Origin of the sequence: Brevibacterium sp. CCUG 69071, assembly GCF_021023135.1 — a bacterium.
GTDB lineage: Bacteria > Actinomycetota > Actinomycetes > Actinomycetales > Brevibacteriaceae > Brevibacterium.
Window position 1 is genome coordinate 491941 of record NZ_PGFV01000003.1, and the last position, 18762, is coordinate 510702.

At 67.0% G+C, this 18762-nt stretch carries 14 protein-coding genes and 1 pseudogene; 8 read left to right on the plus strand and 7 right to left on the minus strand.

The genetic code is table 11. The features are described from left to right. Position 1 precedes the first annotated feature (1 nt). Genes CV023_RS11440 through CV023_RS11455 form a run of 4 tightly spaced genes read right to left on the minus strand, consistent with a single transcriptional unit; the run spans position 2 to position 5992 of the window. Entirely contained in the window at positions 2 to 715 is a 714-nt protein-coding gene (locus CV023_RS11440; RefSeq protein WP_230745789.1) for a nucleotidyltransferase family protein, read from the minus strand. After that, positions 712 to 3705: a molybdopterin-dependent oxidoreductase gene (locus CV023_RS11445; protein WP_284934588.1), complete on the minus strand. Its 2994-nt coding sequence runs from the start codon at positions 3703 to 3705 to the stop codon at positions 712 to 714. Before CV023_RS11445 ends, CV023_RS11440 begins: the two co-directional genes overlap by 4 nt. Continuing rightward, positions 3702 to 4655: an FAD binding domain-containing protein gene (locus tag CV023_RS11450; RefSeq protein WP_230745791.1), complete on the minus strand. Its 954-nt coding sequence runs from the start codon at positions 4653 to 4655 to the stop codon at positions 3702 to 3704. The genes CV023_RS11445 and CV023_RS11450 overlap by 4 nt, the downstream gene beginning before the upstream one ends. Next, on the minus strand, positions 4646 to 5992 hold the full coding sequence (locus CV023_RS11455; RefSeq protein WP_230745793.1) for an XdhC family protein: 1347 nt from the start codon (positions 5990 to 5992) through the stop codon (positions 4646 to 4648). The genes CV023_RS11450 and CV023_RS11455 overlap by 10 nt, the downstream gene beginning before the upstream one ends. A gap of 176 nt (positions 5993 to 6168) precedes the next feature. Here CV023_RS11455 and CV023_RS11460 point away from each other — a divergent pair, with 176 nt between their 5' ends. Next, positions 6169 to 6786, plus strand: a complete 618-nt coding sequence (locus tag CV023_RS11460) for a hypothetical protein (RefSeq protein ID WP_230745794.1) — start codon at positions 6169 to 6171, stop codon at positions 6784 to 6786. A gap of 18 nt (positions 6787 to 6804) precedes the next feature. Here the strand turns inward: CV023_RS11460 and CV023_RS11465 are convergent, their stop codons facing one another. Beyond that, entirely contained in the window at positions 6805 to 6999 is a 195-nt protein-coding gene (locus CV023_RS11465) for a hypothetical protein (RefSeq protein WP_230745796.1), read from the minus strand. A 178-nt stretch (positions 7000 to 7177) separates the two neighbouring features. Next, the gene (locus tag CV023_RS11470; RefSeq protein WP_230745797.1) at positions 7178 to 7381 is read right to left on the minus strand and encodes a cold-shock protein; all 204 of its coding nucleotides are present in this window, start codon (positions 7379 to 7381) and stop codon (positions 7178 to 7180) included. Positions 7382 to 7894: 513 nt separating this feature from the next. Here CV023_RS11470 and CV023_RS11475 point away from each other — a divergent pair. The 7 genes and pseudogenes from CV023_RS11475 to nrfD all read left to right on the plus strand — a co-directional run bounded on the left by CV023_RS11475 (position 7895) and on the right by nrfD (position 17038). Then, positions 7895 to 8995, plus strand: a complete 1101-nt coding sequence (locus CV023_RS11475; protein ID WP_230745798.1) for an LCP family protein — start codon at positions 7895 to 7897, stop codon at positions 8993 to 8995. A gap of 94 nt (positions 8996 to 9089) precedes the next feature. Continuing rightward, positions 9090 to 9578 (plus strand): ABC transporter permease, encoded by a 489-nt coding sequence (locus CV023_RS11480; protein WP_230745799.1) that lies wholly within the window; start codon positions 9090 to 9092, stop codon positions 9576 to 9578. Between the two features lie 128 nt (positions 9579 to 9706). Beyond that, entirely contained in the window at positions 9707 to 10147 is a 441-nt protein-coding gene (gene trxA, locus CV023_RS11485) for a thioredoxin (protein WP_230745800.1), read from the plus strand. Then, positions 10144 to 10836, plus strand: a complete 693-nt coding sequence (locus CV023_RS11490) for a class I SAM-dependent methyltransferase (protein ID WP_230745801.1) — start codon at positions 10144 to 10146, stop codon at positions 10834 to 10836. The genes trxA and CV023_RS11490 overlap by 4 nt, the downstream gene beginning before the upstream one ends. Positions 10837 to 10980: 144 nt before the next feature. Beyond that, positions 10981 to 14160 (plus strand): annotated as a pseudogene (gene fdnG, locus CV023_RS11495) (formate dehydrogenase-N subunit alpha); the annotation flags it as partial. A 449-nt stretch (positions 14161 to 14609) separates the two neighbouring features. After that, the gene (locus CV023_RS11500) at positions 14610 to 15758 is read left to right on the plus strand and encodes a 4Fe-4S dicluster domain-containing protein (RefSeq protein WP_230745802.1); all 1149 of its coding nucleotides are present in this window, start codon (positions 14610 to 14612) and stop codon (positions 15756 to 15758) included. Further along, on the plus strand, positions 15755 to 17038 hold the full coding sequence (gene nrfD / locus CV023_RS11505) for an NrfD/PsrC family molybdoenzyme membrane anchor subunit (RefSeq protein ID WP_230745804.1): 1284 nt from the start codon (positions 15755 to 15757) through the stop codon (positions 17036 to 17038). Before CV023_RS11500 ends, nrfD begins: the two co-directional genes overlap by 4 nt. Before the next feature lie 35 nt (positions 17039 to 17073). Here the strand turns inward: nrfD and CV023_RS11510 are convergent, their stop codons facing one another. Beyond that, positions 17074 to 18738 carry an amidohydrolase gene (locus tag CV023_RS11510; protein ID WP_230745806.1) on the minus strand — a complete coding sequence of 555 codons (1665 nt, stop codon included), beginning with the start codon at positions 18736 to 18738 and terminating at the stop codon, positions 17074 to 17076. Positions 18739 to 18762 lie beyond the last annotated feature (24 nt).

The following is an 18762-nucleotide window of genomic DNA, read 5'->3' on the forward strand; positions in this document are numbered from 1 at the left end:
GTCAGTGACCTCGGCGCCGTGACCTTGGGACAGTGACGTTGGGACAGTGACTCCAGGACCTGAGGTCCGCGATCGTGTCGATGTCGGATCCGTCCCCGAGATCCCCGCATTCGACCTGATCGACGAGATGCCGGTTCGCCCGTATCCACGACCGAGCCGCCTCGTCGCCGGTGGCTTCAGCAGTGGCGGCCTGCGCGTTGCCCAACGACATCACGACGGGGTGCCCCGGGCGTCCGGCCCAGGCGGCCCGGGCCACCCGAGCAGGATCGAAGTCGGCGACCAATCGCCGGAGCACCTCGGCGCCGACCCCGGGTTGGTCGACGAGCATGACCGCGACGGCCGTCGCCGAGGTGGTCCCGGCCAGGGCATCGATCGCTGAGATCCCGGCCCGCCAGGACGCCGACATCCCCGTCGCGGCATCGGGCACGGGGACGAGCTCGAGCGTCGGGGCGGGCGGGCAGGGTGACCCCGGCGGTGGCGGGGAAGCCGATGGTTCGGCCGGGTCGTCCGATTCGGGTGGCACCGCCTCGGCGAGGTGGCGTTCGATCTCAGCGAATCCCGGTCCGGCGGTGACGACGGGATGCAGCCCCGCGGCGACGGCGGCCCGGACGGCACGGACGACGAGCACCGAATCGTCCCACGGCAGCACCGCCTTCGGCCCGAGGCCGAGCCGTCGACCGCTGCCCGCGGCGAGGATGAGCGCGATCGACGTCATGTGGCGATCGTCTTGCCGTCATCCGGTTCGGCCGAGTCCACCCCCGCTTCGACGAGCCCTGCCCAGATCGTGTCCCTGGTCAGAGGCGTGGAGGTGAAATCGACGCCGGTCGCATCGCGCACCGCATTCGCCAGGGCGGGGGCGACGGGATTGAACGGGGATTCGCTCATCGACTTCGCCCCCTGCGGACCGAGCTCATCGGAGGTCTCGGCGAAGTACACCTCGGTGTGGGGCAGGTCCGCGAAGTTCGGGGCCTTGTACTGGCGGAGGATGTCGGTGACGGGTTTCCCGTTGCTTTCATCGATGACGACCTGCTCGTACATGGCCGCGCCGATCGCCTGGGCCACCCCGCCTTCGATCTGTCCGCGGCACTGATTCGGGTTCATCACCACCCCGGCGTCGGCGGCGTGGACCGACTGCAGGATCCGCAGCTCACCGGTGGACATGTTCACGGCGACCCGGAAGCCGTGCACGTTGAACGCCACCGACCGTGGAGTCCCGCCCCAGTATCCGTGCCCCGTCGGCGGCTGACCGGTGCGGGCGATGTGCTCGGCGCGCAGGGTCTCCAGCGGGATCGAGCGCTCACATCGGATGGGCCCGACGATCGCGGCGAACTCGCCGCACAGCTCGGCCGAGCCGGCAACGACGGCCTGATCCCCGGCGATGACGACCTCCTCGGCACTGACACCGAGTCGCGGGGCGGCGAGCTTCTGGAGGACGGTGATGAGATCCTTCACGGCCGCCTCGTTGGCGCGGCCGGCGATCGTCGTGCCCGTCGATCCGAAGGCCCCGGTGTCGTGGGTGACGACATCGGAATCGGACTGCTTGAGCCTGATTCGATCGGTCGTGGTCTTGAGCATAGTCGCGGCCAACTGGGCGTGGACGGTGGAGGTCCCGTTCCCGAACTCCGCCGTACCGACCCGCAGCTCGAAAATGCTGTTCTCGGCGAGCTCGATATCGGCGTGGGCGATGTGCCCGCGCGGGGGTGCGGTCGCGATCATGGCGATGCCGTGCCCCGTGCCGATGCGCCATTCCTCGCTCAGCTCCTCACCGTGCCCGGCGGCGATGTGCTCCTCCCACCGCTGCGCACCCCGCTCCATGGCGTGATTGACGAGATCGATGCACTGGTCGAGACCGTAGCTGCCGATGAGGAGATCTTCCTCGGGTTCGTCGTGGGGGCCGAGCATCGGGTCGTTCGGACCGACGATGTTGATCCTGCGCATCTCCAACTCGTCGATGCCGAGCTTGCGTCCCACGGTGCTGATGGCCGATTCGACGGCGAAGATCATCTGGCTCAGCCCGTAGCCGCGGAACGCCCCCGAGGGCAGGGTGTTCGTGTAGAGGACCATGGCGTCGACCCGTTTGTTCGGGGCGTTGTAGACCGCGATCGATTCGCCCACCCCGTGGAAGAGCACTCCGGGCCCGTGATTGCCGTAGGCCCCTGTGTTCGACCGGACATCCACGGCCAGGGCCGTGAGCTTCCCGTCCCGGTCGGCTCCGACGCGGATGCGCATGCGGAAGGGATGGCGGACGGTGGTGGCGGTGAAGATCTCCTTACGTGTGAGTTCGAGTTTGACCGGGGATCCGGTGGCCATGGTCGCCAGCAGGGCCACGTCCTCGCAGAGGACCTCCTGCTTCCCGCCGAACCCGCCGCCGACCCTCTCGCAGTAGACCCGCACCCGATCCGGATCCAGGTCGTACAGACTGCTCAATGTCCTCCTGACCAGGAAGGGGATCTGAGTGCTGCTGCGGATGACATAGCGGCCGTCCTCGTCGATCCAGCTGATGCACCCGTGGGTCTCGAGAGCCATGTGCGAGAGCCGCTGGGTGCGGTAGGTCGCCTCATGGGTGGCCGCGGACTCGGCCAGGGCGGCCTCGACATCGCCGCGGTGATGATGCACCTCGGCGAGGACGTTGTCCTGCGGATGCGCGATGCCCGGGTCCTCTCCGTCCTGCCCGGTGCCGTCCTGTCCGGTGCCGTCCTCCCCGGCACCGTCCTGCCCTACATCGACCGCCTCGGGGTGGATGACCGGGGCGCACGGGGAATCGGCGGTCTCGACGTCGAAGACGGCCGGCAGGTCCTCGTAGTCGACCTCGACGAGGCGGACCCCGCGTTCGGCGGCCCGCTGCGATTCGGCGACGACGACCGCGACTCGCTGCCCGTAGTAGCGGACCACATCGTCGAAGACCCGGGTGTCCTTCGGGTCATCGCCGACGAGCTCGTGCTGGGCGGTGGAGAAGCGCTTGCTCGGGGCATCCTCATGGGTGAGCACGGTGACGACACCGGGTTCGGCCAGAGCCCGACTCGTGTCAATGCCGCGGATGCGGGCGTGGGCGCGGGTGGAGTGGACGAGAGCGGCATGCAGAAGCGGGGCGGGCAGCTCGTCCGGGTCCATGTCCATGGTGTAGCGGACCGTGCCGGTGACCACGCCGGGACCGGCCAGGGCCCCGGTGCTCGACCCGACGCCGCGGTTGCCGGGATCGATGTTTCGGTGCCCGGCGATCGCATCCTCGATCGAGCGGTAGCCGGTGCAGCGGCAGACATTGCCCTTGAGCGAGCGGGGGAGGTCCTTCTTGTCCTCCTCCGTCATCGAGGCGACCGTGCAGATCATCCCCGCGGTGCAGAATCCGCACTGGAATCCGCCGGCGTCGAGGAAGTTCTCCTGCACCGGGTGCATGTGCTCGGGAGTGCCGAGTCCCTCGATCGTGGTCACCGTTTTGCCCGCGGCGCGGTGGGCCGGGTAGATGCAGCTGTGGACGGCTTCGTCATCGACGATCACGGTGCACGCTCCGCAGTCACCGCCGTCGCAGCCCTTCTTCACTCCGCGGGATCCCTTTTCGCGCAGCCAGGTGCGCAGGCATTGGCCGGGTTCGGGGTCGACCGGAACCGGGCGACCGTCGACGGTGGCGGTTCGGCGGCTCTCGACGGTTCGGCTGTTCTCGGCAGTTCCGCTGTCGGCGGCTTCGGAGTTCGTGTCCTCGTTTCTCACGCTGGCCTCCTCGTCATTGAGATGTCTCCGGTGCGGTTCGGAATCGTCTGCCAGGCGAGTAGTTCACCGAGGATCTCCTCGCCGAGGCGATGCGTCATCGCCTCCCGCCACCGCGGGCTGCCGTGGATGTCGTCGTGCCAGTTCCCCTCGACCGCGGCGTCGATTGCCGCGTGGAGCCCCGCCGAGGTGGCCGGATGGTTGGCGTCGTCCCCGAGCTCGACGATGTGGGGGCGTTTCGTCGAGGCCGTGAGCGTCAGGCGGATTCGGCCGTCGTCGAGGAGTCGGCCGATGAGCAGCGCCGCCGAGCGGCCGCGTTCGGTCAGCGAGATCCGCCGGAAGGCGCAGGGCTGTCTCAGGGTCGCGATGTCGAGGTGGAAGCTGCGGATGAGCTCACCCTCGCACAGCGCCGTTCGCGCTTCGCCGAGCACGAGATCGGCGACGGGCAGGCTCCGACGTGAGCCGCTCGGGCCCAGCAGCAGAGCGGTGGCATCGAGGCCTGCGAGCAGGGAGATCATCGGCCCGGCCGGCAGGGCTGTGGCGACGTTGCCGCCTATGGTCGAGGCGTTCCAGATCTTCCACGAGGCGACGAAGGAGTCGCAGCACGGAGCGAAGAGATCGAGACCGGGCAGTTCTGAATTCGGAACTGCGGAACTCGGCTGTGGGAGATTCCCCGCTGAGGCGAAACCGTAGATCTCGGCGATCCGGCAGGTCGCGGCGATCTCGAGTTCCCCGACGCGGCCGTCGACCTTCCCGACACGGCTGTCGCAGGTGTTCCACCGGGTAGGCTCCCACCCTGCTTCGGTGATGTCGAGCAGTCTCGTCGGCGCGCCTCGTGTGATGTCGGTGCCGTAGGAGAAGAGCACGGTGCCCCCGGCCAGCCAGCTGTCACCGGGGCGCCAGGAATCGGGATCCGCGCAGCTGAGCACTTCGTCGACACAGGTCATGTCCATGAGTGCACCCCCTGTCGGTGAGCGGAGGTCGCCGCGGAAGCGGTCGTGGGTGCCGTGGTCGAGGTGGGCCCCGCGGCAGCCTCGGAACCGGTCGATCGGGAGGTGCGTGCGTGTGAGGGGCGAGGGCGCTCGCCGTGCACGGGCCCCGAGGTGTCACGCAGCTGCGCGATCCCTGTCCGGTCCGTCCGGCCGTGGGTGCAGGCGATGAGTTCGGCGAGCACGGCGACGGCGACCTCCTGCGGGGTTCTCGCCCCGATGTCGAGGCCGATGGGCGAGTGCAGGGCGGCGAAGTCCTCCCAGGGCAGTCCGCCGTGGAGCAGCTCCTGCGCTCGCCTCTCGTGAGTGGTCCTCGAGCCCATCGCACCGACGTAGGCGAGGTCCATCCGCAGTGCCTGGTCGAGGACGGGCAGATCGAATCGCGGATCGTGGGTGAGCATGATGACGGCGGTCCGGGAGTCGACGCGCCCGGCGGCGCATTCGCGGGCGAAGTGTTCCCCGGGCAGGTCGACGATGACCTCATCGGCCCCGGGGTGGCGGTCCCGGGTCGCGAAGATCGGTCGCGCATCGCAGACTGTGACCCGCAGATCGAGAAGGGCCGCTGCTTGGGCGATGGCGGTGGAGAAGTCGTTGGCGCCGTAGATGAGGATCCGCGCCTGGGGACGGCGGGATTCGACGAAGAGCCGGCGCACGATCGGGCACTCGGGGCTCGACTCATCGCGCACCTCGGCGATCCCGCAACCGCCGCGGCGGATGAGCCCTTCGACGACAGAGGCGGCGCGTCCCACCTCGGCGCGGAAGTCATTCGGCAGTCCGAGTTCGGTCGGACGATCCGACTCACCGACTGAGCCCTCGCCGAACGGTCTAGTGTCGGCGGGCAGACAGGTGCCTTCGGCCAAGGCGAGAGGGGTCAGCCGGGAGCGCTCGCCGATCGTCGAGTCCGCCGCTTCGGCAGGCAGCTCGCGGATGAGGGTGCCCGAATCGACGGCTTGCGACCCCGCATCGAGGAGCGAGCCGAGAGCGGAGGCAACGTGGATGAGCGGTTCGACGAGGACGCGGATGTCACCGCCGCACATGAGGCCGACGGACAATCCCGAGTCGTCGCCGAAACCGAAGTCGCAGACCTCCGGCTCGGCCACGTCGATGCAGGTGAGAGCGGCGTCGACGATCGCGGATTCGACGCAGCCGCCGGAGATCGAACCGATGGTCAGGGCGTCATCGCGGACGGCCATGGAGGTGCCGATGGGGCGGGGTACGGAGCCGGAGACGGCGATGACGGTGGCGATGGCCCACCGATCGGGGGCGTCGAGGCATGACGAATAATCTGTGAGGCGATCCAACACGGGGCTACCTGTCCTTCCTGTAGCGCCCGGTAGATAGCCCAAGTTCGACCTTGAACTCGCCATAGGCAATACGTGTATTCTAAATCACACATTTTCGCCAGGCAACAGGTTCTTTCCGCATAGTGAAGTTCGAGTGTGCATTGTGAAGTTCGAACGCGGAGTCGGAGGAGAGCATGAACCGCGATGACCTGCTCGCCGTCGTCGAGGACCGCGCTCGGAATCCATGGGCCCTCGCCGGAGCGATTCCGCACGGTGCGCGGGAGGTCGGAGGCGAGACGAGGACGAATCTCACCTGCGGTGACCGGGTCGAGCTGGCGCTGCACCTCGTCGACGAGGGTTCCGCCTCGGCCGGCAACCCTGGAGACGAAGACGGCGATGGCGGAGGTGTCGACGATAGCGGTAGGAGTGGCGATGTGGGCAGGGACGTCGGTGGCGACTCACGTGAGGCTGTCGACCGTGAGGGCGGTCGCGTGTTCCTGCGAGGGGCGACCGCCGGCTGTGCCCTCTCGACCGCTGCCGGGGACATCCTCGCCGAGGTGATCGATGGGTGGTCGCGGCACGATGCCGCGGCGCTGCTCGCGGAACTCGCCGATGCGCGCCTGCGGGGCAGGGCCGTGAGCGAGGAGGCGTCGGCGCTGCTCAACACCCGCGCTGCCGGTGGCCAGGCAACCTCGGCGGAGGATCTGAAGGGACTGGCGGAGATGGAGGTCGTGCCGCTGCGACGCCGGTGCATCGCTTTTCCGTGGAAGCTGGCCGCGGACCTGCTCGCGGACGATCAGCCGGGCGGGTGACCGGTCGGGCCGGTGACCCTACTTGTTGCGGCGATCTCGGCGGACGGCAACGATCAGGGCCGCGACGAGGGACGCGAGAGCGAGGCCCCAGAGCAGGGTCGCGAAGTCGTGGAACGGCGGCAAGGGGGCCAGGACGAAGCAGGCGACGGCGAGGAGCAGCAGGGCGAGGATCCACCGCGTCGTCGCGCTCAACCTCATCACTCGTCTCTGCATGCCTTTGACATTACGAAAGCCGCCTTGCCGTGTCAACGGTCGACGGCGGTGAAACGAGAAAACGACGACTCCCCGGCCCGATCATCGGTCATGATCGAAAGTTCGATCGTGACCGCGTCGGAGGCGGGGAGCCGCCGGTGATTCTCAAAAAGTCTCAGGAACGAGACTCACCTGAGTCTCAGAGGGGGCGAACGCTGGTGGCCTGGAGGCCCTTGGAACCCATCTCCGAGTCGAACTCGACGTTCTGACCCTCGGTGAGCTCGCGGTAGCCGGTGGCGTCAATTGCGGAGAAGTGCGTGAACACATCAGCAGAACCATCGTCAGGCTGGATGAATCCGAAACCCTTTTCCGAGTTGAACCATTTCACGGTACCTGTAGCCATAATCTTTGTATCCTTATTTTTTAACTGGTGACCGCCGGGGCGGTCTTGGTGGTCGGATCCGGTTGAGGATCCGGCTTCCCCGTCGGATGGTCCGAGCATTCTGCTCAGGTCCGGCGGAAATCTGTGGGTGTCACCGTTGTTCCGTCATTTGCGCTGATCTGATCTGTCGCTGATCTGTCGTGTCCTGGTTGCCGACAGAAGCTGACTCGGCGGACAGCTGTCTCAGGCGGATTCGGGAATCGGTCGGTGTCGATAGCACTGGCAAGTGCTGGATGAGAGTCGTCAAGCGAGGGGGATTGAAAGGTCAAAAGAGAGTATGAGAGGCGCGGACGGTAGACACGCGCCGAATCGGCAACAGCACGACACCAAGCGAATCTACCTACGCTGCCGGTGTCACACGTTCGACACGATCTCGTGGCCGAACAGTGTCCAGCCTAACAGAGACTTCGGGGCCCTAATGCCACCGAGTTCGAAGAAATCATGTTTAGGATTGTATGCAATCTGCTGCCGGCATTGGAGAGAAGAGATTTGGAGTTCGCCGACCCCGGCTCACGCCACGACCCAGGACCACACCGCGACTCGCACTTCGAGGCCGGTCCGCGCCCTGAACCCGGCCCCAGGCGCAGGCGACGCCTCGCCCGCAAGTACCGTCGCCGCCGCGCCGTCGTCGGCATCCTCGCGGTCCTCGTCATCGCGGTTCCGGTCACCATCGTCGCCGTCGTCCACAACCTGTCGAGCAACATCTCCTCCTCGCAGCTGCGGGCCGGCGACGACAACTCGGTTCCCGAGAAGCTCACCGATGAGACGAACGTGCTCATCCTCGGCTCGGACACCCGCGAACTCGACACCAACGGCTACGGCAGTGCCGAAGGTGCCCGCAGCGACGCGATGATCCTCGCCCACGTCTCCGCCGACTCCTCCCGCATCGATGCTGTCCAGATTCCCCGGGACACCACGCTGGACATCCCGGCCTGCGCGGACACCGGATCGGGCGCCTCGGCGGCGGTGCACGGAATGATCAACTCGGCTCTCAATGCAGGCCCCGCCTGCTCCGTCTCGGCGGCCGAGGCGCTCACCGGCGTGCGCGTCGACCACTTCATCGAGGTCAATTTCGACGGCTTCGCCACCATCGTCGACGCCCTCGACGGCATCACCGTCGACCTCGACGAACCGCTCCACGACACGAAGGCGAAGCTCGATCTGCCGGCGGGTGAGCAGACGCTCGACGGCACCGATGCCCTGGCTTTGGCGAGAACCCGGCACGCCGTCGGCGACGGCAGCGACATCTCCCGGATGGGCAATCAGCAGATGGTGATGGAGTCGATCATCGACCGGGCGAAGAGCTCCCAGGTGCTCTCGCGACCCGACCGGCTCTACGGGTTCCTCGATGCTGTGACCTCGGCTCTGCGCGTCGACGACGATCTCGATTCGGTCGGCTCCTTGGCCTCGCTGGCCGCGACCGTGTCCTCGGTGCCGAAGGAGGACATCACCTTCGGAATCATGCCGTGGGCCCCGGCTCCGGAGAATGCGAACCGCGTGGTCAAATCCGCCGCGGCGGACGCCGTGTTCACGGCCCTGAACGAGGATCGCCCGATCGCCGATCTGCTCGGCTGAAAGGATCGTCGGCCAGATCTGGGTGAGCGCGGGCCCGCTCCATACTCACGTGGGCCAGCTCCGGACCGACGCGGGCCCGCTCTAGACTGACACCGTGACGATCGCCGAGCTTGCACCCCTGCTGCTGGGCATCGGCGCCCTCGTCACGCTGGGAATCGTCTTGGCCATGGGACTCGTCGACCGCGAATTCGAGCGAGTCATCGCGGTCGCCGGCATCGTCACCGGCACCTGCATGACAGTCTCGACCCTGTCGATGCGCCGGTTCGCAGCGAACCTGCGCACCGGTGCCGGGGAGGTCGAAGCCTGGCTGTCCCTGGGCGCCCGACCTCGGCAGTCCGTGCAACGGCTGCGACAGGACTCGATCCGGGAGGCCCTGCTGCCCAATCTCGACCAGACGAAGAACACCGGACTCGTCACGCTTCCCGGCGCCTTCGTGGGCGCGCTGTTCGGCGGTGCCTCACCTCTGGAGGCCGCCGAATTCCAACTCGTCGTCCTCGCCTCCCTCGTCCTCGCCGGAGCCATCACCGCCGTGCTCGGCACGCACATCGCCGCCGGATCGACCCGGCTGCCAGCGCCCGAATGAGCCCAGGTGAAATCGGTGCGGCCTGATCGGGCCTGAGGCGGCCCGAGCGAATCCGAACGAACCTGATTGTGACGGCGAAGTCGCCCCCGTCCAGAGAGCATTCATCATCGGCTCCTAGACTGGGGCGCATGTCTACGATCGAAATCACGCAAGACAACTTCGAGTCGACCATCAACGACAACTCGATCATCCTCCTCGATTTCTGGGCCGATTGGTGCGGTCCCTGCAAGCAGTTCGCTCCGGTCTTCGAACAGGCTTCCGAAGCCAATCCCGACATCGTCTTCGGCAAGATCGACACAGAGGCGCAGCAGCAGCTCGCCGGTCTCTTCGCCATCTCCTCCATTCCCACGCTCGTCGCATTCCGCGAGGGCATCGTCGTCTTCGCTCAGCCCGGAGCCCTGGCCGCTCCCCAGCTCGAGCAGGTCATCACCGCCGTGAAAGGCCTCGACATGGACGAGGTCCGTGCCGAACTGGCCAAGCAGGACGAAGGAGTCGACGCCGAGGCGGCCTCGGCCAACACCGTCCCCGACGGGATCCCTGCCTCCGAGGAACCCGGAACCGAGAGGTGAGCGCAGAGCAGCAGGCGGCCGATACCGGAGTCCCCGACTCCGTCGCCGCCTGGGAGGAGCGCTATGCCGGAACCGAGGACTCCATCTGGTCCGGCAATCCGAACGCGGCCCTCGTCGACACGGTGACCGGCCTCGAACCGGGCCGAGTCCTCGACGTCGGCTGCGGTGAGGGCGCCGACGTCGTCTGGATGGCCGAACATGGCTGGTACGCCACCGGCATCGACCTCTCGACCACCGCCATCGACCGCGGCCGGAAGGCGGCCGAGGAGCGCGGGATCGCCGCACACTTCGCCGTCGCCGACGTCTCCACTTGGGAGCCGGCAGTCGATGACTCTCGCCGAGGCGGCTTCGACCTCGTCGTCGGATGTTTCCTCCACACCCGGTTGCCCGATACTCGGGAGGAGCTGCTGACCAAGGCCGCCGCGCATGTGGCTCCCGGCGGTCGACTGCTGCTCGTCTCCCATGCGGCCATGCCGCCCTGGGCTGCCGCGCACAACGAACAGCTCGCCCACGGTCTCGACCACCACCACGAGCCGGTCACCCCGAACGGCGACTATGCGCTGCTCATCGGGGCCAGCCCGCATCGCTGGGAGATCGAGCTCGGCGAGCTGCGCACCCGTGAGGTCACCTCACCGGACGGGGAACCTGCGGAACTCGAGGACAGCATCCTGCTCGCCCACCGCATCTGACCGCTCACGCAGGGACACGCAGGGACCGCCTCGGCGAGTACCGCCTCGGGGAGTGAGGGCACCGATCCTCACCTGAGGAGACACCACTCGATCTGAGGCTGTCCTTGCTGTCCGGACCGGCTCGAAAAGGGCTATCCTGGTGCCATGGCTCGGTTCAGCTTCCTCGAGTGGCCGGTACTCCGGCAGTTCCGCACGTCCGACACTTCGGGCCGCGGCGAATCGGTCACGTCCCAAAAGACCCGGGACACCACTGCGCGCACCTCCACGGCCGACAAGGTCGTCCAATCCGTCTGTCCGTACTGCGCCGTCGGCTGCGGACAGAAGGTCTTCGTCAAGGACGACAAGGTCGTCCAGATCGAAGGCGACCCGGACTCCCCGATCTCGCGCGGACGACTCTGCCCCAAGGGGGCGGCGAGTGAACAGCTCGTCAACTCGAAAGGCCGCGTCACCGATGTTCTCTATCGAGCTCCGAAAGCCAAGGACTGGCAGAAGCTCGATCTGAATACCGCGATCGACATGATCGCTGACCGCTTCATCGAAGCCCGCCGCAATCATTGGGAGGACTTCGACGACAAAGGTCACCCGCTGCGTCGCACGATGGGGATCGCCAGCCTCGGCGGGGCGACGATCGACAACGAGGAGAACTACCTCGCGAAGAAGCTCTACACGGCGGCGGGCGCGATTCAGATCGAGAACCAGGCGCGTATTTGACACTCCGCCACGGTTCCCAGTTTGGGAACCTCGTTCGGGCGAGGCGGCGCCACACAACCCGTCCAGGATATGGCGAATGCGGACTGCATCATCATCCAGGGATCCAACATGGCCGAGTGCCACCCAGTGGGCTTCCAATGGGTGAGCGAGGCCAAGGCCCGAGGTGCCCGCATCATCCACGTCGATCCTCGTTTCACGCGCACCACCGCGATCGCCGATAAGCACGTCCCGATTCGGGCGGGCTCCGACATCGTGCTGCTCGGTGCGCTCATCAACCGGGTCCTGCATGATGGCACCTACTTCGACGAGTACGTCCGCGCCTACACGAACGCGACGAACCTCATCAGTGACAACTACCAGGACACCGAGGACCTGGGCGGACTGTTCTCCGGATACGATCCGGAGACGAACTCCTACGACAACTCGACCTGGTCCTACCAGACCGACGAGGCGGGCGCCCCGGTCACCGACCCGAGTCTCGAGGACCCCCGGACCGTGTTCCAGATCCTCAAGCGCCACTACGCCCGCTACACGCCGGAAATGGTCGCCGACAACTGCGGCATCAAACCCGCCGACTTCGACTACCTCGTCGAGTCGATCACCCAGAACTCGGGTCGCGAACGCACCACCTGCTTCGCCTATGCGGTCGGGTGGACGCAGCACAGCCTCGGCGCGCAATTCATCCGCACCGCCTCGATCCTCCAGCTCCTGCTGGGCAACATGGGACGCCCCGGAGGCGGCATCATGGCGCTGCGCGGGCACGCCACGATCCAGGGCTCGACCGACATTCCGACCCTGTTCAACCTGCTGCCCGGCTACCTGCCGATGCCCAGCGCCGGAGCCCACGACCGCTTCGACGACTACGTCGCCTCCGTCGGCACCCCTGAGACCCACAAGGGCTTCTGGTCCAATGGGCGCAGCTACGCGGTCAACCTGCTCAAGGCCTGGTGGGGTGACGCTGCGACGCCGGAGAACGACTTCGCTTATCACTACGTGCCGCGCATCAACGGCGCCCACGGCACGTATCAGACGCAGGTGCGGATGCTCAATGACGGCGTGGACGGATATTTCCTGCTCGGGCAGAACCCGGCCGTGGGATCGGCGAACGGCCGCATGCAGCGGATGGCGATGAGCCACCTTAAGTGGATGGTCGTCCGCGACTTCAGCCTCATCGAATCCGCCACCTGGTGGAAGAACGGGCCGGAGATCGCCACCGGCGAGCTCAAGACCGAGGACATCGAGACCGAGATGTTCTTCATGCCCGCCGCCAACCACACGGAGAAGGCCGGCACCTTCACGCAGACGCAGCGCCTCGTGCAGTGGCGGCACAAGGCCGTCAACCCGCCCGGTGATGCGCAGAGCGAACTCGACTTCTTCTTCGAACTCGGCCAGCGGGTGCGCGAGAAGCTCAAGCACTCTGAGGACCCCCGTGATCGTCCGCTGCTGGACCTGACCTGGGACTACCCGGTCGACGAGGAGGGTGAGGTCGAACCCGAATCCGTGCTCGCCGAGATCAACGGCTATTACGTCGGCGGTGAGAAGGACGGGCAGCCGCTGGATAACTTCAACCAGATGACCGATGACGGCACCACGGCCGGAGGCTGCTGGATCTACGCCGGCATCTACGCCGGCGGGGAGAATATGGCCGCCCGCCGCAAACCGCGCTCCGAACAGGACGAGACCGCCGCCGAATGGGCGTGGGCCTGGCCAGCGAACCGTCGCATCCTCTACAACCGCGCCTCGGCGGCCCCGGACGGGACACCCTGGTCGGAGAGGAAGAAGTTCGTCTGGTGGGATGCCGAGGCCGGGAAGTGGACCGGCAAGGACGTGCCCGACTTCCCCGTAGACCGGGCGCCCCAAGCGCGCTCGGACAAGGCCTACGGCGGGACCGCGAACCTCGACGGAGACGATCCGTTCATCATGCAGGCCGACGGCAAGGGCTGGCTCTTCGCGCCCAGCGGCATGGTCGACGGGCCGCTGCCCACGCACTATGAGCCGCAGGAATCGACCGTGGCCAACCCGCTCTACGATCAGCAGAACAGCCCCACCCGCAGGGTCATGCGCCGTGAGGACAATCTCTCGGCACCCGGCGCCGGCTTCCCCGGCTCCGAGGTCTACCCCTATGTGTTCACGACCTATCGACTGACCGAACACCACACCGCCGGCGGCATGTCCCGGTGGCTGCCGTATCTGTCCGAACTGCAGCCGGAGATGTTCTGCGAGATCTCCCCGGAGCTCGCCGCCGAGGTGGGACTCGAGCCCTACGGATGGGCCACCTTGGTCTCTCCGCGGGCCGCGATCGAGGCCCGCGTGCTCGTCACCCGCCGGATGAATCCGCTGACCATCGGCGGCAAGACCGTCCACCAGATCGGTCTGCCCTACCACTGGGGCGTCGGGGGAACCGCAGCCGTGGTCGAGGGGGATTCGGCCAACGACCTCCTCGGCGTGACGATGGATCCGAACGTGTTCATCCAGAACAGCAAGTACGTGGCCGGCACGATCATGCCCGGCAGGCGTCCGCGCGGTCCCGAGCTCGTCGACTTCGTCGAGAAGTACCAGCGAGAGGCCGGGCTGAGCCCGGAGTCGGGCAACCAGCTCATCACCGCCAGCGACGAGAACGTGGAACGCTCCGCGGCCGCCGACTCCCCGGCGCACCAGGGCGGCCACCCGCACCGAGGTGGGGATTCGGCCGTGGGTGTCAGCCCCGGCAAGACCCTCGGCGCCGAGGCGGGCGAGGAAGCTGAGAGCACCACCGACGGTTCCGGTGGGACCGGTTCCACCGACGGTTCGGCAGATGGTTCCGGCGGAACCGCGAGCGCCGATGATCGGTCGGGACGCGTCGACCTGCGCCCCGCCGAGGCGAATCGGAAACCCGCCGAGGCGCGCGATGAGCCGAGCGAGACAGCCGATGCCAACCGCGCCGTCGACGGGGACCCCACCGACGGAGATCCGGACCGGGGCTACATCGGTGAGGACGCGGACGCGGCCGAGACGGGCCGCCTCGGCGAGGACGACGGCCCTCGGGTGGACAATGGGAACAGCAGCGAAGGTGAGGAGGACTGATGTCGGCACCGACACGTGACGGGGGCGCCATCGCCGATGGTCACTGGCATGACACGACGCACCATCGCAAGGGATTCTTCACCGATACCTCGATCTGCATCGGCTGCAAGGCCTGCGAGGTCGCGTGCAAGGAATGGAACCGCAACCCCCAGGACGGGACCTTCGAACTCCTTGGCTCCTCCTACGACAATACGGGCAGCCTCGGCGCGAACACCTGGCGCCACGTCGCCTTCATCGAACAGGATTCGGAGCGGATCGAGAAGGCCCGGGAGTCCGGGCGCAAGCTCGTCAACCTCGGCATGCCGAGCATCCGCCCCCGGACCGATGAGTCGGCCGGTGCCCAACCGCTCGACGGCGCCCTCGGGGCGGCCGCGTCCGGATCCTCGGGGACTGCCGGCGACGCGAACGGCCTGCCCTCGACGCCGCCGCTGGGCATCGACCTGCTGGCCCCCGGCGCCCTGGAGCCCAGCGACCCGGAGAACATCGCCGCGCTCGACACCACCCCGCCGGACACCGCGGACTTCCGCTGGCTGATGTCCTCGGACGTGTGCAAACACTGCACGCACGCGGGCTGCCTCGATGTGTGCCCCACGGGCGCCCTGTTCCGCACCGAGTTCGACACGGTCGTGGTGCAGAACGACGTCTGCAACGGCTGCGGCACCTGCGTGGCCGGCTGCCCCTTCGGCGTCATCGAACGCCGCGACGACGGCACCATCAACACGCCGACCGATCGTGACGATCGCAAGGCCGCGGACATGGATGTGCCGAACAAGAACACGGCGAACAAGTGCACGCTCTGCTACGACCGCCTCGTCGAGGGTCAGGAACCGGCCTGCGCGCAGACCTGCCCGACCCAGTCGATCAAGTTCGGCGACCGGGATGACATGGTCTCCCAGGCTCATGCGCGCGTCGCCGACCTCCACGCCAAAGGCCTGACCGAGGCCCGCCTCTACGGAGCGAACCCCAACGACGGGGTCGGCGGGACCGGATCGGTCTTCCTCCTCCTCGACGAGCCCGAGGTCTACGGTCTGCCGCCGGATCCGCGGGTGGCGACGAAGGACCTGCCCGGCATGTTCGCGTCCGCAGGTGTCGCCGCACTGGGCATGGTCGCGGCCGCGGGACTGGCGTTCCTCGGGAGCCGGCGTTGAGCACATCCGAATTCGATTCCTACCGCCCACCTGAGCCAGAAGGCGGTCGCCGGAAACGTCGCCGAGGCGGTCGCGGGCCCGGTGACGGTCGCGACGGTCAGGGTGGACCCGGCGGTCAGGGCGGCTCAGGCGGCGGTAGACGCGGTCAGGGCTGGAAGAACCGCGGTTCCGACGGCAATCGTGAGATGCCGATGGTCGAGGACGTCGAGTTCACGTCCTACTACGGCAGGCCCATCGTCAAGGCTCCGCCGTGGGGTCACGAGATCGCGCTCTACCTGTTCCTCGGCGGACTGGCCGGCGGGTCGACCCTGCTGGGACTCGGCGCTCAATTCACCGACCGTCCGGGGCTGCGGATCGCCAGCCGGATGACGGCGATCACGGCGACCGGAGTCGGCGGAGCAGCGCTCGTCGCCGACCTCGGACGACCCGAGCGGTTCATCAATATGATGCGCGTGGTCAAGGTGTCCTCGCCGATGAGTCTGGGCACCTGGATCCTCTCCGGCTTCGGCGTCGGAGCGGGGGTGACCTTCGCGATCGAACTCGACCGGGTGACCGGGGAGAAGCTGCTGCCCTTGGGGCCGCTGCGCCGCCTTCTGCATGCGATGGAGACTCCCGCGGCCCTCGAATCCGCGCTGTTCGCGACACCTCTGGCCGCCTACACCGCTGTGCTGCTCGGCGATACGGCGGTGCCGACCTGGAACGCCGCCGGACGCAACGGTCTGCCGTATGTGTTCGTGTCCTCGGCGTCCCTGGCCGCAGGCGGTGCCGCCATGGCCCTGGCGCCCGTGCGGGAGACCGGGCCGGCCCGCCTGCTCGCGCTCATGGGGGCCGCCGGTGATGTCGTTGCGATGGATCGGATGAAGAAGCGAATGCACCCCGCCGAGGTGGATCCGATGGAGGAGGGCGAACCGGGGCACAAGCTGCACCGGGCCGAGACGCTGCTCATCGCCGGTGCCGTCGGTGCCGCCGCCGTCGAGGTGGGGGCCAGGGTATTCGCGAAGAAGCTGGACGGTGGTGCAGGGTCCGGCTCGGGACTCGGTGCTGGTTCGGGACTCGGATCCGGCCGGCGCAGTTGGAAGACCCGAGCTGTGCTGCGAGCCGTGTCGGTCGTCTCCGGTGCGGCACTGGCAGCCGCCTCGGCGTATACCCGGTTCGGGATGCTCGAGGCCGGCATCGACTCGACGAAGGATCCCCGGCACGTCGTCGAACCGCAGCGCGCTCGCCGCGAGGCCAGGCGCGCGGCCGGCATCACCGACGACTCGATCACCACCGGAGTGTAGTCGTTCACCGTGGTTTCCGAGATCTCCTCACACGCTCATGACTTGTCGTGTGATGACGCATCCAGCCATCGGAACGAATCGTCGATGGCCACGGCCTTGACGTGTGCTTCGAGCAGAGCGTCTCTGTCGTCCGAGAACGGATCGGCGTCCAGCACCATCAAGTTTGCTCTCCCGCCGGGTATGATCTCGCCGATGCCATCGTCGAACCCTCCTGCACGAGCAGCAGCGAGCGTGAGTGAACTCAAGGCTCGGGCAGGCGTGAAGGCTCGTTCGAGATGATAGACCTTGGTCCCCGGCTTGAGTGCTGATCGGGTGGTCAGGGCGATGAACAGGTTGTGGGAGGCCAAATGAGGCGCGGTCGGGGCATCGGTCCCCAGGGCCATGTGCACGCCGGCCTCGCGGAACTTGTGCCAGGGAAAGCCGGACTCCGCACGTTCACCGCCGAGCATCGTCATCCAGTTGGCCATGATCGCCGGATCGCAGTGCACAGGCTGCATCGAGGCGACAACTCCGAGTGCCGCCATCCGACCGATAGTCTCATCGGTCACCGACTCGAGGTGTTCGATGCGTGGTGCGCGAACTTTCGGTCCGTTGGCTCGTATGCATGCGGCGACGAGATCGAGTGCGATCTCGCTGGCATGGTCACCGATCGCATGCATGGCGAGGTCCAGACCATGAGCATCCGCCGCAATTGCAACGGGCGCAGCTGAACCGAACGACCATATCGGATCGGCGTGCGATCCATCAGAGTATGGCTCCCGCATGGCCGCCGTGCAGGCGTCGATCACACCATCGAGTATGAACTTGACGCCGACGATGCGAAACCATTCGGATCCAGGAATGGCGGCGATCTGATCGCGTATCTGCGCCGCTCGGGCGACTGACTCGAGGTCTCTCTGCGGATCGCCGGTGGGGCGAAGCAGCCAATAGCCGACGACAGGAAACGGCAGGCGACTGTCACGGTTGAGCCGTCGAACGAACGTGGCCGCTTCTGCCTCGCCCACTGCCATATCGGTTGCTGCGGTGACTCCGTTCCGCAGGTAGACATCGAAGGCGTTGTCAAGAAATCGATCCCGGTCGTCATCGGTCGTGATGGTCTCGAGATACGACCACGCGTACTCGACCGCAGCGTTCTCGAGGAGGAAGCCGGTGGCCTCGCCGTTGTTGTCTCGAACGATCTTGCCGCCAGGAGGGTCGGGCGTCTGTGCGTCGATGCCCATCGCAGTCAATGCGGCCGTGTTCACCCACGACGAATGGACGTCGTTGGAATCGAGGAGTACCGGCAGATCGGCGATCGCCTCGTCGATCATCGCTGCTGTCGGTCTGCCGCCGGGGACGGCTTCGAACATCCAACCCGAACCGAGAATGTAGTCGGCTTCCGGCTGTTCCTCGCGCCTGCTCCTCAGGCGATCACGAATCTCGTCCAGATTGGTGCAGTCGCGCAGCTGAACCTTGTCGATGGTCTGGCCCAACATCAGCAGGTGAGTGTGCGCTTCGACGAAGCCAGGGGTGACGAGGGCTCCGTCGAGGTTGATCTCCTCCACCGTGTGCTCCGGCGCGGTGGTCGTTTCGGCTATGTCGAGCACGGTCGCACGGTCGCCGACAGCGATGATGCGACCCGAATCGAAGGCCACCGCATCGTTGATCGGCGCGTGCTCGTGGCCGGTGAAGACTGTGGCATTCGACAGTATTGTGGTCATGGCGTCCTTTGCGTGGGTGAGGGG